At 63.2% G+C, this 13,320-nt stretch carries 13 protein-coding genes; 8 read left to right on the top strand and 5 right to left on the bottom strand.

Translation table 11 applies throughout. The annotated features are described in order from the left end of the window. Window positions 1-26: 26 nt before the first annotated feature. A complete protein-coding gene (locus ACZ7GB_RS02495) occupies window positions 27-2,633 on the bottom strand; it encodes a methyl-accepting chemotaxis protein (protein WP_472157550.1) in 2,607 nt (868 codons plus the stop codon). A 222-nt stretch (window positions 2,634-2,855) separates the two neighbouring features. Here ACZ7GB_RS02495 and ACZ7GB_RS02490 point away from each other — a divergent pair, with 222 nt between their 5' ends. From ACZ7GB_RS02490 to ACZ7GB_RS02470, 5 genes are all read left to right on the top strand, one after another. Further along, window positions 2,856-3,485 carry an ATP-dependent Clp protease proteolytic subunit gene (locus ACZ7GB_RS02490; protein ID WP_075774357.1) on the top strand — a complete coding sequence of 210 codons (630 nt, stop codon included), beginning with the start codon at window positions 2,856-2,858 and terminating at the stop codon, window positions 3,483-3,485. A 118-nt stretch (window positions 3,486-3,603) separates the two neighbouring features. Beyond that, the gene (clpX, locus tag ACZ7GB_RS02485) at window positions 3,604-4,869 is read left to right on the top strand and encodes an ATP-dependent Clp protease ATP-binding subunit ClpX (protein WP_078519544.1); all 1,266 of its coding nucleotides are present in this window, start codon (window positions 3,604-3,606) and stop codon (window positions 4,867-4,869) included. Window positions 4,870-5,161: 292 nt separating this feature from the next. Beyond that, window positions 5,162-5,536 (top strand): NADH:ubiquinone oxidoreductase subunit NDUFA12, encoded by a 375-nt coding sequence (locus ACZ7GB_RS02480; protein ID WP_078519542.1) that lies wholly within the window; start codon window positions 5,162-5,164, stop codon window positions 5,534-5,536. Between the two features lie 12 nt (window positions 5,537-5,548). Further along, complete coding sequence (gene mlaD, locus ACZ7GB_RS02475) at window positions 5,549-6,019, top strand: outer membrane lipid asymmetry maintenance protein MlaD (protein WP_078519541.1); 471 nt, start codon at window positions 5,549-5,551, stop codon at window positions 6,017-6,019. Further along, window positions 6,016-6,426: a DUF2155 domain-containing protein gene (locus ACZ7GB_RS02470; protein WP_078519540.1), complete on the top strand. Its 411-nt coding sequence runs from the start codon at window positions 6,016-6,018 to the stop codon at window positions 6,424-6,426. Before mlaD ends, ACZ7GB_RS02470 begins: the two co-directional genes overlap by 4 nt. On the opposite strand, the gene aat is transcribed toward ACZ7GB_RS02470, so the two are convergent. Further along, on the bottom strand, window positions 6,390-7,028 hold the full coding sequence (gene aat, locus ACZ7GB_RS02465; RefSeq protein ID WP_472157549.1) for a leucyl/phenylalanyl-tRNA--protein transferase: 639 nt from the start codon (window positions 7,026-7,028) through the stop codon (window positions 6,390-6,392). The genes ACZ7GB_RS02470 and aat overlap by 37 nt on opposite strands. A gap of 71 nt (window positions 7,029-7,099) precedes the next feature. Between aat and ACZ7GB_RS02460 the strand changes: the two genes are divergently transcribed. Continuing rightward, the gene (locus ACZ7GB_RS02460) at window positions 7,100-7,810 is read left to right on the top strand and encodes a DUF1698 domain-containing protein (protein WP_472157548.1); all 711 of its coding nucleotides are present in this window, start codon (window positions 7,100-7,102) and stop codon (window positions 7,808-7,810) included. A gap of 45 nt (window positions 7,811-7,855) precedes the next feature. Here ACZ7GB_RS02460 and accC read toward each other — a convergent pair whose 3' ends face one another. Both accC and accB read right to left on the bottom strand, forming a co-directional pair. Beyond that, on the bottom strand, window positions 7,856-9,199 hold the full coding sequence (gene accC, locus ACZ7GB_RS02455) for an acetyl-CoA carboxylase biotin carboxylase subunit (protein ID WP_078603868.1): 1,344 nt from the start codon (window positions 9,197-9,199) through the stop codon (window positions 7,856-7,858). A 10-nt stretch (window positions 9,200-9,209) separates the two neighbouring features. Next, on the bottom strand, window positions 9,210-9,710 hold the full coding sequence (gene accB, locus ACZ7GB_RS02450) for an acetyl-CoA carboxylase biotin carboxyl carrier protein (RefSeq protein ID WP_078540411.1): 501 nt from the start codon (window positions 9,708-9,710) through the stop codon (window positions 9,210-9,212). A 294-nt stretch (window positions 9,711-10,004) separates the two neighbouring features. On the opposite strand from accB, the gene ACZ7GB_RS02445 reads away from it, so the two are divergent. Both ACZ7GB_RS02445 and preA read left to right on the top strand, forming a co-directional pair. Further along, window positions 10,005-11,348: an NAD(P)-dependent oxidoreductase gene (locus ACZ7GB_RS02445; RefSeq protein ID WP_472157547.1), complete on the top strand. Its 1,344-nt coding sequence runs from the start codon at window positions 10,005-10,007 to the stop codon at window positions 11,346-11,348. Between the two features lie 3 nt (window positions 11,349-11,351). Next, window positions 11,352-12,653 (top strand): NAD-dependent dihydropyrimidine dehydrogenase subunit PreA, encoded by a 1,302-nt coding sequence (preA, locus tag ACZ7GB_RS02440; RefSeq protein WP_078519535.1) that lies wholly within the window; start codon window positions 11,352-11,354, stop codon window positions 12,651-12,653. A 10-nt stretch (window positions 12,654-12,663) separates the two neighbouring features. Here the strand turns inward: preA and ACZ7GB_RS02435 are convergent, their stop codons facing one another. Continuing rightward, on the bottom strand, window positions 12,664-13,305 hold the full coding sequence (locus ACZ7GB_RS02435) for a hypothetical protein (protein WP_472157546.1): 642 nt from the start codon (window positions 13,303-13,305) through the stop codon (window positions 12,664-12,666). Between the last annotated feature and the right edge of the window lie 15 nt (window positions 13,306-13,320).

Here is a 13,320-nt window from a genome sequence, read left to right as displayed (position 1 = left end):
AGGCATTCAGCTATCTCCTTCTTCGCTTAGAAATCCTCCCAATCGTCATCTGTTGGCGGTGGCGGCACCGCCAGCGCAGTGTTGCCCGACACGCTGACCTGCTGAGGCGATTTGGGTCGGGCTGATTGCTGCGGCGCGGATGCTGTGGGCCCGGATGTTTCGGGGGAGGTTTCTCCCGCAGCCGTTTTTTCTGCTGGCGACGTGCTATCGGCCCCCTCATCCGGAGCGGCCTCGCCAAGTTTGAATTGCCCCATTGCCGCGCCGAGTTCCATCGCTTCGCGTTCGAGGACCTGGCTCGCGGCGAGTGCTTCTTCGAACATGGCCGCGTTGTGTTGGGTGACCTGATCGAGCTGGGTCACGGCGGAGTTGATTTCGGTCAGGCCCGCGCTTTGCTCCTGCGTCGCATTTGCACTGTCCGCGACATAGGCGAGCAGATCGGAGACGGAGGACTGGATCCCGCCGAGTGCATCGCCCGCTTGGCCGACGAGGCCGACGCCGCGCTTCACCTGCGCCGAGGAGTTCGCGATCAGTTCGGCGATTTCGCGTGCGGCATCCGAGGAGCGTTGCGCGAGTGCGCGCACTTCCGAGGCGACGACGGCGAAGCCGCGCCCGGCCTCGCCAGCGCGGGCGGCCTCAACCCCGGCATTGAGGGCGAGCAGGTTGGTCTGGAAGGCGATCTCGTCGATGACACTGGTGATCCGGCTGATCTGCTCCGAGCTTTGCTCGATTTCCGACATGGCTTGCACGGCTTCTGACACGACATGGCCGCTTTGTTCCGCGCTGCGCCGGGCGGTCTCGACGAGGTCGTTGGCGCGACCGGCGGCGTGGGCGGCGGCCTCTACCGAGGCGGTGATCTCGTTGAGCGCTGCGGCGGTTTCTTCCAGCGTCGCTGCCTGCCGTTCGGTGCGTCGCGCCATGTCGTCGGAGCTGGACGAGATCTGCCGCGCCTCGGTGCGGATCGATCCGGCATTGTCGAGCACCTTGCGCATCGCGCCCCGCAAATCGCCGATCGCGCTGTTGAAATCGCTGCGCAAAGCCTTGTAGTCGCCTTCGAATTCGGTGGTGATCTCGGCCATGAGATCCCCGGCGGAGAGGCCGGCCAAGGCCGATTTCAGCGTCTCCACGATGTTCTGTTGGGCGGCCATCATCGCGCTGCGCTCGGCCCGCCGGGTTTCGGCTTCCAGATGTTGTTGCGTCCGATCACTCGCAAGGACGCTGAACATGACCATCTTGCCGTCCGTGTCGAGGATCGGATTGACCGAGCCTTCGAGCCAGGCCTGACGGCCATCGGCGCAGCGCAGCACGAGCATGCCCGCAAAGGGCTGGGGGTCGCGCTGGAGGATTTCGCAGACTGGCTGCCCTTCGAAGGTGATCTGACCGGCGACGGACATTCCCTCCATCTTTGCGCGGGGCGCACCAAAAACCTCGGCAAATGCGTCGTTGACCGTGTCGATCGTCACGTCAGGGCGCAGGTCGACCCGCAGGAGGTTGGCGTCGATCGCGGAAATCAGAGAAGCGTTTCGCTGCTCTTCGGTGATATTGCGCCATTGCGACACATGGCCGATCTTCTCCCCGGCCTCGTCGATGACGGGGCTGACGAGCGCGAGAATCGTCCCCGCACGCATCCGTCCTTCGAGCGTGAGCGTGTCGCGCGCGCCATCGTCGAGGGCGGCGGCCGTTGTCGTGCCCGCCGGCAAGATGAGATCCGCGCGCGTTCCCAAGAGCTTGTCGGGATCGAAATCTGGGTTGTGGGCGCGAATTTCCGCTGCGAAGGGGCGCAGCAATTCCGCGGCCGCCTCATTGGCGAAGGTGATGACGTGGTCGTTGTTGGTAAGAATGATCGCGACCGTGGCGCTTTCGAGCGCGGCGCTATGTATCCGTGCGGCACGGTTATACGATTCGGCGGTCGCGAGCTCGGACTGGAAGGTCCCCAGAGCGCGGGCGATCGCGCCGATTTCGTCGCGGCGACCGGTGGCGGGGATGTCCGTATCGAGTTGCCCCCCGGCCACGGAACGCATCGCCTCCGTCACACGGGTGAGGGGGCGGGTGATCAGCCAGCGTACGCCCAGCATCACACCGCCGAGAATGCCCGCGAAAATCATCGCGGTGAAAGAGAGGTTGCGCACCATGTCCTTCTGCGCGCGAGCGATGGCGGGGGCCGGACTCCAGCGCAGGGCAATCGCGGCGATCGGCGGATCCTCCGGAGAGATGCGCAGCGGAATCGCCTCGCTCAGCCCATCTGCCGAGATCGCCCTGTCGTTGGACTCAAGCGCGCTTTGCGCCAGAGCGATAAGCGCGGGATCGGGCGCGCCCGCCTCGGTCATAACGGCGCCGCGTCTGTTGAGCGCGATTGCGGATTGGCCAGCGCCGTCCGAGCCCGCGAGCACGTTCTCTAGCTCATGCGTCGCATCCGCGATCCGCCCCGTGATCAGCGCCTCCGTCACCGAATCGCCGAGCATCGGCAGGATTTGGTCGAGATGTGCCCGCGCAGCTTCATTGGCGCGACGATGGTTCGAATTGATCGTGAGCAGCGTCATCAGCGCCGCGAACACGACCCCCGCGATCGCGATCAGAGCCAGCAGTTTGAGCATCACGGTGTGCCAGGCGCTTGCACCAGCCTCGGATTTGGACATGTCCGCCTCATTTTTCCACACGGGCGCATTCCCGCAAAATCGCCGACACGCTACGTCCAGACCCTTTCCATGCGATTAACACGCACCCGCCTGCCGCCAATATTTGCGCCGCGGCAGCCCTTCGCGCAGGGTCAGCGCCCTTGAAGGTCCCCGATGCGGTCACTAAGACTTCTGTAAAGATCACACGCTATGAACAGCGTCGAACGACCAGGAAGGGCCGAGATGAAAGATCCCCACGAGTTTTACATGAACACGCTGGTGCCGATGGTGGTCGAGCAGACCTCGCGCGGCGAGCGTGCCTACGACATCTACTCGCGCCTGCTGAAAGAGCGCATCATCTTCCTGTCGGGGCCAGTCCATGACGGCATGTCGACCCTGATCTGCGCGCAGCTTCTCTTCCTCGAGGCCGAGAATCCGAAGAAAGAGATCGCGATGTATATCAACTCGCCTGGCGGCGTGGTGACGAGCGGTCTGTCGATCTACGACACGATGCAATACATCAAGCCGAAGGTCTCGACCCTGGTGATCGGGCAGGCGGCGTCGATGGGCTCGCTCCTGCTGACGGCAGGCGAAAAGGGAATGCGCTTCTCGCTGCCCAACAGCCGCGTCATGGTGCACCAGCCCTCGGGCGGCTATCAGGGCCAGGCGACCGACATCATGATCCACGCTCGCGAGACCGAGAAACTCAAGCGCCGCTTGAACGAAATCTACGTCAAGCACACCGGAAACGACTACGAAACCGTCGAAGCGGCGCTGGAGCGCGACAACTTCATGTCCGCCGAAGCTGCGAAGGAATGGGGTCTGATCGACGAAATCCTCGAGAGCCGCGTCAGCGACGACGGAGAAAAGTGATCCTCCCGCTTAACTTCGGGGCGATTTTGACATTGAGGTGACGGTTGGCCTGTCCTAGTCTTGATGAGACAGGCCAATTCACGAAGCCCGGGGGCAGCCCGGGCAGCAGAGGTAAGAGATGGCGAACTCGAACGGCTCCGACAGCAAGAACACGCTCTACTGCTCGTTCTGCGGCAAAAGCCAGCATGAGGTCCGCAAGCTGATCGCGGGCCCGACCGTGTTCATTTGTGACGAATGCGTCGAGCTGTGCATGGACATCATCCGCGAGGAGACGAAATCGGCCGGGCTGAAATCCACCGATGGCGTGCCGACCCCGCGCGATATCTGCCAGGTGCTCGACGACTACGTGATCGGTCAGGAACATGCCAAGCGCGTGCTCTCGGTTGCGGTGCACAACCACTACAAGCGCCTCAATCACGGCACGAAGACCGACATCGAACTGGCGAAGTCGAACATCCTGCTGATCGGCCCGACGGGCTGCGGCAAGACACTTCTGGCCCAGACGCTTGCGCGCATCCTCGATGTGCCCTTCACGATGGCGGATGCGACCACGCTGACCGAAGCCGGTTACGTGGGTGAGGATGTGGAGAACATCATTCTCAAGCTGCTTCAGGCCTCGGAATACAACGTCGAGCGGGCGCAGCGCGGCATCGTCTATATCGACGAGGTCGACAAGATCACCCGCAAGTCGGACAACCCGTCGATCACGCGCGACGTGTCGGGCGAGGGTGTGCAGCAGGCGCTTCTGAAGATCATGGAGGGCACCGTTGCCTCCGTGCCGCCGCAGGGCGGGCGCAAGCATCCGCAGCAGGAATTCCTGCAGGTCGACACGACGAACATCCTGTTCATCTGTGGCGGCGCCTTTGCGGGCCTCGACCGGATCATCGCGCAGCGCGGCAAGGGCTCGGCGATGGGCTTCGGGGCGGATGTTAAGGATAGCGAAGAGCGTAATATCGGCGAGCTGTTCAAGGAGCTCGAGCCCGAAGATCTGCTGAAATTCGGCCTGATCCCGGAATTCGTCGGTCGTCTGCCCGTCATCGCGACGCTCACCGATCTCGATGCCGAGGCGCTGGTGACCATCCTGACCGAGCCGAAGAACGCGCTGGTGAAACAGTATCAGCGTCTCTTCGAGATCGAGGGCGTGTCGCTGACCTTCACCGACGATGCACTGACCGCCATTGCGAAGAAAGCGATTGAGCGGAAGACCGGCGCACGTGGTCTGCGTTCGATCATGGAAGACATCCTGCTCGACACGATGTTCGAACTGCCGGGCATGGAAGAGGTCGAAGAGGTCGTGGTCAACGAAGAGGCCGTGACCCAGAGCGACGCCAAGCCGCTGCTGATCTATGCTGAAGCCAAGAAAGAAGGCAAATCGGCGAGCTGATCGCGGTGCTGCCAAGGATTAGACAAGGGGAGAGCTTCGGCTCGCCCTTTTGTTTTTGTCATGTGCCTCACGTAGGCTGTGTTGTTTTGGAGAAACTTCGCTACACCTCCCATAGACAGGCGTGCGGGGGCGAATGGCTCGTTGTGGACGGCCGCTCGACGATGCGATTTTTGCACCGTGCTGTGCTTGAGGTGCCAAATTCCGCTTCGCAGACGCCCTGATCCCCGCACGGGCACTGGACCTCGACGCCCCAGCGGATATAACAGGCGAGACGCATTGCGGAGGTTGCCCCATGAAGTTTCTGCTTCGAATTCTCACCTGGTGGAACGGCTCGACCGTCGGCACGCAGCTTTTCACCGCGCGCAAGGGCGTGAAAGTTGGCGAGGACGAGCAAGGCAATATCTATTACCGCACCAAGGACGCCAAGCGCCGCTGGGTGATCTATAACGGTGAAAGCGAAGCGAGCCGCATCCCGCCGGACTGGCATGGTTGGATGCACTTCACCTATGACGAGCCGCCGACCGACAAGCCGCTGGCCCATAAGCCTTGGGAAAAGCCGCATGAGGCAAACCACACCGGCACCGAAGCGGCCTATGTGCCGCCGGGGTCGATTCGCCTCGCGCATCCGGTCGAGCGCCGCGATTACGAGGCTTGGCAGCCCGAGTAAGGCCATCCCGCTATGAGCGAAAACCGCACCGAGATCATCACCGGCGCGATCGTGCTGGTCGTGGCCCTGGGCTTTCTGGTCTGGGCAGGGCGCGGCATGGGCATAGGCGCCGATGGCGGTTCTTACCCGCTGCATGCCTCCTTCCGCTCGATCGGGGGCGTCGTGCCCGGCACGGACGTGCGGCTTGCGGGCGTGAAGGTCGGGACGGTGACGAACGTCGCGCTCAACCCGAAGACCTTCTTCGCCGATACCACGATTTCGGTGAAAAACGGCGTCGCGCTTCCCGAGGATACAGTTATCGCGGTGACGCAAGACGGGCTTCTCGGCTCGAATTATATCGACTTGATCCCGGGCGGGGCGATCGACGACCTCAAGCCCGGCGATGAAATTCTCGACACGCAAAGCGCGGTCTCGATGCTGAACCTGATGCTGAAATTTGCAGGTGGCGGCAGTGGCGACGGCGCAGGGGAGGGGGCGCAATGATCCGCGCTTTGGTTTTGATCGCGGCGCTCGTTCCCGGGCTCGCTGCGGCGCAGGACTTCACGCAAACGACGCCGGACGACCAGATTCCGCAGGATGAGCCTGCGAAAGGGCTGGCCGACGGTACGGGCGCGATGCTGCGCGGGCTCGACAAGGTCTCGGGCATCGCCTCGGACATCAATTTGAATGTCGGGCAGAGCGTGAAATACGGGTTCATCAAGGTGACGCTGCGCGAATGCCGTTACCCGGCCGACGATCCGTCGTCGGATGCCTATGCCTATGTGACGGTGACCGAAGAGGACAAGCCGCAGCCTGATTTCTCAGGTTGGATGATCGCTTCCAGCCCCGCGTTGTCGGCGCTCGATCACCCGCGTTACGACGTCTGGGTCATCCGCTGCAAAAGCGACTGAGGCGCGGGGATCGCGCCTGAGGTGAAGTCGCATTCCCGCGTCAGCGCCTGAGCCAGACGCGCGCGATATTCGATCCGGGTCACTTCGATCGCGCCCATCGAGGCCAGATGCGGCGTGATGTATTGCGTGTCGAGCAAGGTGAACCCGGTCTGGCGCAGCCGGTCCACCAGATAGGTCAGCGCCACTTTGGAGGCATTGGGCCGCCGCGAGAACATGCTCTCGCCGAAGAACGCGCCGCCCAATGTGATCCCGAAAATGCCGCCCGCGAGGGTGCCGTCCTGCCAGACCTCCAGACTATGCGCGAAGCCCGCCGCATGGAGCTGATCGTAGAGCATGAACAGCGGGCCGTTGATCCATGTCTCATCCCTATCGGCGCAACCTTCGACCACGCCCCGAAATGCCGCGTTTGTTGTAATACTGTAATCGCCGCGCCGGATCACCTTCGCCAGAGAGCGCGAAATGTGGAATTTGTCCAAGGGCACGATCCCGCGCAGAGCCGGGTCGAACCAATGCAATTGCGGATTGTCGCGGCTTTCGGCCATCGGAAAGATGCCCTGCGCATAGCCCGCTAAAAGTAGTTCCGCGCTCAGCCTGTCCGTCATTATCTTGCCCGGTTTTCCCGTTACGCCTAGGCTCGCCAACAAGATGAACCAGAGCGGGGCCGAGCGCAAATATGGGTTTTTACGATTTCCTCCCCGAGATCGACCGATACGCCGAAGATCCCGGCACGGTGGAGCGGATGAACCTGCGCCACAAGATGATCATTAAACCGCTGGAGCAGGAGATCGCGGGCAAGCGTGTGCTCGATCTGGCGGCGCATGATGGCCGCTGGGCCTACGCCTTCGCGGCGGCGGGCGCGTCGGAAGTGGTGGGAATCGAAGGGAGGCAGGAGCTGATCGACCGCTTCGACCAATTCCCCCGCGCGCATCTGCGCGAGAAGGTGAAGCTGGTCTGCGACGACATCTTCGACGGGATGCAGAAGCTGATCGACGCGGGCGAGCGCTTCGACGTCGTGGGCGTTCTCGGTATTCTCTACCACGTCATGGACCATTTCCGGCTGTTCCAGCTGGTGCGCCAGCTCGGGCCGGAACTGGTGATCGTGGACAGCGAATTCGCGCAGCGCCCCGGTCCGGTGATCCTGCTGATGCGCGAGCGTACCGATAACGAGCTGAACTCGATTCCGCAGATCGAGGGCCAGGAAAAGGCGCTGATCGGCATCCCCTCCTTCCCGGCGATGAGTGCGATGGCCGATGTGCTCGACTACGACTGTCACTGGCTGGACTGGGATCAGATCGGGAATGGCCAGCGGCAACATATTGGCGACTACTATCGCCCCAAAGACAAAGAGAAAAAGCGCGGCACCTGCCTGCTGACCCCGAAATGAAAAACGCCCCCGAAACCGGGGGCGTTTTCGCAAATTTCGAACCGATCAGAGGTTCTTTTCGAGCCACCGTTCGAGCCAGTGGATCGAGTAGTTGCCGCTCTGGATATCTGGCTCCTGCAGCAGCGCGTTGAACAGCGGCACGGTGGTGTCCACTCCGTCCACGATCAGCTCGCCAAGCGCGCGATGCAGGCGCTGCAACGCCTCGTGGCGGTCGCGACCATGCACGATCAGCTTGCCGATCAGGCTGTCGTAATAGGGCGGGATCGAATAGCCGTCATAGAGCGCGCTATCCATCCGCACGCCAAGCCCGCCGGGTGCGTGGTAATGGGTGATCCGACCGGGGCAGGGCGCGAAGTTCGGCAGTTTCTCTGCATTGATCCGCACTTCGATCGCGTGACCGCGGATCGAGAGCTTGTCCTGCTCGAATTCCATTGGCTCGCCGGCGGCGACCTTGATCTGCTGGCGTACCAGATCGACGCCGAAGATCGCTTCGGTCACCGGGTGTTCGACCTGAAGGCGGGTGTTCATCTCGATGAAATAGAACTCGCCATCCTCGTAGAGGAACTCGATCGTGCCCGCACCGGAATAGCCCATCTCACCGATCGCGTCGGCGCAGATGCCGCCGATGCGCGCGCGCTCTTCGGGCGTGATCGAGGGGCCGGGGGCCTCTTCGAGCACCTTCTGGTGGCGCCGCTGGAGCGAGCAATCGCGCTCGCCCAGATGGACGCCGCGTCCCTTGCCGTCTCCGAAGACCTGCACCTCGATATGGCGCGGCTTCTGCAGGTATTTCTCGATATAGACTTCGTCATTGCCGAAAGCGGCTTTCGCCTCGGAGCGCGCGGTGCGGAACGCGACCTCGAGTTCTTCTTCGGATTTCGCGACCTTCATCCCGCGGCCGCCGCCGCCGGCGGTGGCCTTGATGATGACGGGGTAGCCCATATCACCGGCGATCTGCTTCGCGGCCTCGGTATCGGGCACGCCACCCGCAGAGCCCGGAACGACCGGAATGCCGAGGTTCTTCGCGGTTTCCTTCGCGGTGATCTTGTCGCCCATGATGCGGATATGGGCGGCCGACGGGCCGATGAAGGTGATGCCGTGATCCTCGAGCACCTGCACGAAGGCGGCATTCTCGGACAGGAACCCGTAGCCCGGGTGAATCGCCTGTGCGCCCGTGATCTCGCAGGCCGCGACGATGGCGGGCACCGAGAGATAGGATTGCGTCGAGGAATTCGGGCCGATGCAGACCGATTCATCGGCCATGCGCACATGCATCGCGTCCGAATCCGCCGTCGAATGGACCGCGACCGAGGCGATCCCCATCTCGCGGCAGGCACGGATCACGCGCAGCGCGATCTCGCCCCGGTTGGCGATCAGGATCTTGTCGAACATACTGGCCCCCTTATTCGACGATCATCAGGGTCGAACCGTATTCGACCGGCTGACCGTCATCGACGAGGATGCGCTTCACGGTGCCCGATTTCGGGGCGGGGATGTGGTTCATGGTTTTCATCGCTTCGACGATCATCAGCGTCTGGCCTTCCTTAACCTGATCGCCGACCTTCACGAAGGCCGATGCGCCCGGCTCGGGCGAGAGATAGGCGGTGCCCACCATGGGCGAGGCCACGGCGCCGGGATGATCGGCTGGGTCTTCGACGGGTGCGGCTTGCTCGGAGGCTGCGGATTGCGCCGCCGGGGCCGCTGCGGGCGCCGGAGCGGGGGCTGCTGCGGGCGCAGGCGCTGCAGCCTGCACGATGTTGGTCTGTTTCGACACCCGCACTTTCAGGCTGTCATCTTGCGCGTAATCGCGCGTCACGGCGATTTCCGTCAGCTCGTTCGAATTGAGCAGTTCGGCAAGGGCCTGAATGAAGGCCACGTCGTTGTCACGGGTATTTTTGGTCATGCGGTCCTCGAAGGGTGCTTTGAAATGGAGCCCATTCTGCGGGGCTCTTTGGTGCTGGAGGCGGTTATACGCGAGGTAACGCGCGGTGAAAAGGCGCATCGGCCGTCCTGGCGTCAGGGTTTCGCGATCTCGTGATTGCCCGATAATTGAGCACGGGTGGGGTAGAGGGCGCTGAACTACCGGGCAATCGGGCGGGAATTGGCGACCCGCCGCGCTGCGGCATATTTTACCACTTGATAAAATTCAATCCTGTGCGAGCGTAGGGAACAAGAAAAACTGACAGGGAGCCCGCAAGTGTCCAATAGCCAGCTCACCGAAGGGATCGCGCCAGCACGGCTCGACCCGGAAAGCTACTGCACCAATTTCGCCGATCACGCGCCGCCGCTGGGGACGCAAGAAGCCCGCATCGCGGCCGATCGCTGCTATTTCTGCTATGATGCGCCGTGCATGGAAGCGTGCCCGACCGCGATCGATATTCCGCTGTTCATCCGGCAGATTTCGACCGGAACGCCGGAAGCCGCGGCGAAGACGATCTTCGATCAGAACATCATGGGCGGCATGTGCGCCCGTGTCTGTCCGACCGAGAACCTCTGTGAAGGCTCCTGTGTCCGCATGGATTCGGAAGGCGAGCCGGTCGAGATTGGTGCGCTGCAGCGTTTCGCGACAGATACGCTGATGGCCAAGCAAAGCCACCCCTACACCCGCGCCGAACGCACGGGGAAATCGGTGGCGGTCGTGGGCGCTGGGCCTGCGGGTCTCGCCTGTGCGCACCGTCTCGCGATGAAGGGCCACGAGGTCACCGTTTATGACTCGCGCTCGAAGCCGGGCGGGCTCAACGAATACGGTATCGCCAGCTACAAGACGCCGGGCGGATTCGCGCAGGCGGAAGTCGACTGGCTGATGCAGATCGGCGGCATCACCATCGTCGAGAATTGGCAACTTGGCCGCGTCGGGGATGGCGATCTGGCCGAGCTGCTGGGCGATTACGACGCGGTCTTCCTCGGGATGGGGCTGTCGGGCGTGAACGCGCTGCGCCTCGAGGGTGAGGACAAGGACGGCATCCGCCCCGCGACCGAGTTCATCGCGGAACTGCGTCAGGCCTCCGATCTGGCCGAACTGCCGATCGGGCGCGACGTGGTCGTGATCGGCGGCGGCATGACGGCGGTCGATGCCGCAGTGCAGTCCAAGCTGCTGGGCGCGCTCAACGTGACGCTCGTTTATCGCCGCTCGCGCGCCGAGATGCCCGCCAGCACGGTCGAGCAGGAGCACGCGCTGACCCATGGCGTGAACATCATCGAGAACGCCGCCCCCATCGCCATCCATGGCAACGGCGCGGTGCGTCAGGTCGAATTCGCCTATACGAAGAAGGGCGAGGGCGGTCTGGAAATGACCGACGCGACCTTCAAGCTGTCCGCCGATCAGGTCTTCAAGGCGATCGGTCAGACGCTGGGCGACATGCCTCCGAAAGTCGAAGTCGCGGGCGGCAAGATCAAGGTCGACGGCGCAGGCCGCACCTCGGTCGAACGGGTCTGGGCGGGGGGCGATTGCACCCATGCCGGCGAAGACCTGACCGTGACGGCGGTCGCGCAGGGGCGCGATGCGGCTGAAGAAATCCACCAATTCCTGATGGAGGGCTAAGAGATGGCCGATCTGACTTCTGAATTCATCGGTATCAAATCCCCCAACCCGTTCTGGCTTGCTTCCGCGCCGCCGACGGACAAGGAATACAATGTCCGCCGCGCTTTTGAAGCCGGTTGGGGTGGGGTCGTGTGGAAGACGCTGGGTTCGGAAGGTCCGCCCGTCGTCAACGTCAACGGGCCGCGTTATGGCGCGATCTATGGCGCGGATCGCCGTCTGCTCGGTCTCAACAATATCGAGCTGATCACTGATCGCCCGCTGCAGACCAACCTGCGCGAGATCAAGGCGGTCAAGCAGGACTACCCGGATCGCGCGATCATCGTCTCGCTGATGGTGCCCTGTGACGAGGAAAGCTGGAAAGCGATCCTTCCGCTGGTCGAGGAAACCGGCGCCGACGGGATCGAGCTGAACTTCGGCTGCCCGCATGGTATGGCCGAGCGCGGCATGGGGTCCGCAGTGGGGCAGGTGCCCGAATATATCGAGATGGTCACCCGCTGGTGTAAGCAATATTGCAGCCTGCCGGTGATCGTGAAGCTCACGCCCAACATCACCGATATCCGCCGCCCGGCGGAGGCCGCCAAGCGCGGCGGGGCCGATGCGGTTTCGCTGATCAACACGATCAACTCGATCACCTCGGTCGATCTGGACGATTTCGCGCCGGAGCCGACGATCGACGGGAAGGGCACCCATGGCGGCTATTGCGGTCCGGCGGTGAAGCCGATCGCGCTGAACATGGTGGCCGAGATCGCCCGCGATCCCGAAACGGCCGGTCTGCCGATCTCGGGCATTGGTGGCGTGACCACCTGGCGCGATGCGGCAGAGTTCATGGCGCTCGGGGCTGGCAATGTGCAGGTCTGCACGGCGGCGATGACTTATGGCTTCAAGGTCGTGCAGGAAATGATCTCTGGCCTGTCGGACTACATGGATCGCAAGGGCTTCACCTCGACCTCCGAACTGGTGGGCCGCGCGGTGCCGAACGTGACCGATTGGCAGTACCTGAACCTCAACTACGTCACCAAGGCCGAGATCAATCAGGACGATTGCATCAAATGCGGTCGCTGCTATGCCGCTTGCGAGGACACCTCGCATCAGGCGATCGCGGTGACCGAAGACCGCGTCTACTCGGTCAAGGACGAGGAATGCGTGGCCTGTAACCTCTGCGTCGAAGTCTGCCCGGTCGAGTGCATCACGATGCGCAAGATGGACAAGGGCGAGGTGGATCCGCGCACTGGCGAGACGGTCGGCGACTACGCCAACTGGACGAGCCATCCCAACAACCCCTCGGCTGCGACGGCAGCCGAGTAAGGGCAGGGACCTAGCGGGTCACGTCGAGGTTCGGCGCGACCTGCGGGGCCACCTGAGACCATCCCTCCTGCGACGCGCCGCTCCGATGATCGGAGGGCGCGTCGTTTTTGTCTTCCGTCTGTGGCGCAGGCTCGGCACGGGCCTCCTTGGCGGTGTCGGGCGCTTTGACCTCCGCACGCTCTTCCATCGATGTATCGGTGGTCTGGATCGTGTCGGTGGGCTGCACTGGCTCTGGGGCGGGGGTGTCCGAGGTCTCCACGAGGTCCGGCGCGGCCCAGAGCGCAGCGGCCTGCGCCTCGAGCGGCGTGACCTCGAATGTCGGGATCGGGCCGGTCAAGGCATCGGGATCGGGGCGTGCGCCCCCATCGCGTCTGCCAGGTGTACGGGGCGATTGGCTTGCATCCTCCGTGCCTCGATCCTGCCCTTCGTCCTTCAGCGCGCTGGCGCCGCGTGCCGCGCGCGCTTCCAGGGCGCGCACCTGCTGCGCGCGATCCTGCGACGTTTGGGTGTCTACATTCGCGCCGAGGCCACCGTTGGTATTGGCCGCATTCGCCGCCGCCTCCACCGTGCTGGCAGGCGCTGTCTTCGGGGCCGCCACCGTCAACAGAGGCGACCACCCGACCTGAGGCATCAACCCCGAAATCCGGTCCATCCCGAGCTCCATATT

This window comes from Thioclava sp. PTB-PU3-1, assembly GCF_055666785.1.
This window is presented reverse-complemented; position numbering and strand designations above follow the sequence as displayed.

What these genes read in the sequence shown, in the direction of transcription:
- ACZ7GB_RS02495 (WP_472157550.1), bottom strand. Translation starts at nt 2,633, where the DNA reads ATGTCCAAATCCGAGGCTGGTGCAAGCGCCTGGCACACCGTGATGCTC.
- ACZ7GB_RS02490 (WP_075774357.1), top strand. Translation starts at nt 2,856, where the DNA reads ATGAAAGATCCCCACGAGTTTTACATGAACACGCTGGTGCCGATGGTG.
- clpX (WP_078519544.1), top strand. Translation starts at nt 3,604, where the DNA reads ATGGCGAACTCGAACGGCTCCGACAGCAAGAACACGCTCTACTGCTCG.
- ACZ7GB_RS02480 (WP_078519542.1), top strand. Translation starts at nt 5,162, where the DNA reads ATGAAGTTTCTGCTTCGAATTCTCACCTGGTGGAACGGCTCGACCGTC.
- mlaD (WP_078519541.1), top strand. Translation starts at nt 5,549, where the DNA reads ATGAGCGAAAACCGCACCGAGATCATCACCGGCGCGATCGTGCTGGTC.
- ACZ7GB_RS02470 (WP_078519540.1), top strand. Translation starts at nt 6,016, where the DNA reads ATGATCCGCGCTTTGGTTTTGATCGCGGCGCTCGTTCCCGGGCTCGCT.
- aat (WP_472157549.1), bottom strand. Translation starts at nt 7,028, where the DNA reads ATGACGGACAGGCTGAGCGCGGAACTACTTTTAGCGGGCTATGCGCAG.
- ACZ7GB_RS02460 (WP_472157548.1), top strand. Translation starts at nt 7,100, where the DNA reads ATGGGTTTTTACGATTTCCTCCCCGAGATCGACCGATACGCCGAAGAT.
- accC (WP_078603868.1), bottom strand. Translation starts at nt 9,199, where the DNA reads ATGTTCGACAAGATCCTGATCGCCAACCGGGGCGAGATCGCGCTGCGC.
- accB (WP_078540411.1), bottom strand. Translation starts at nt 9,710, where the DNA reads ATGACCAAAAATACCCGTGACAACGACGTGGCCTTCATTCAGGCCCTT.
- preA (WP_078519535.1), top strand. Translation starts at nt 11,352, where the DNA reads ATGGCCGATCTGACTTCTGAATTCATCGGTATCAAATCCCCCAACCCG.
- ACZ7GB_RS02435 (WP_472157546.1), bottom strand. Translation starts at nt 13,305, where the DNA reads ATGGACCGGATTTCGGGGTTGATGCCTCAGGTCGGGTGGTCGCCTCTG.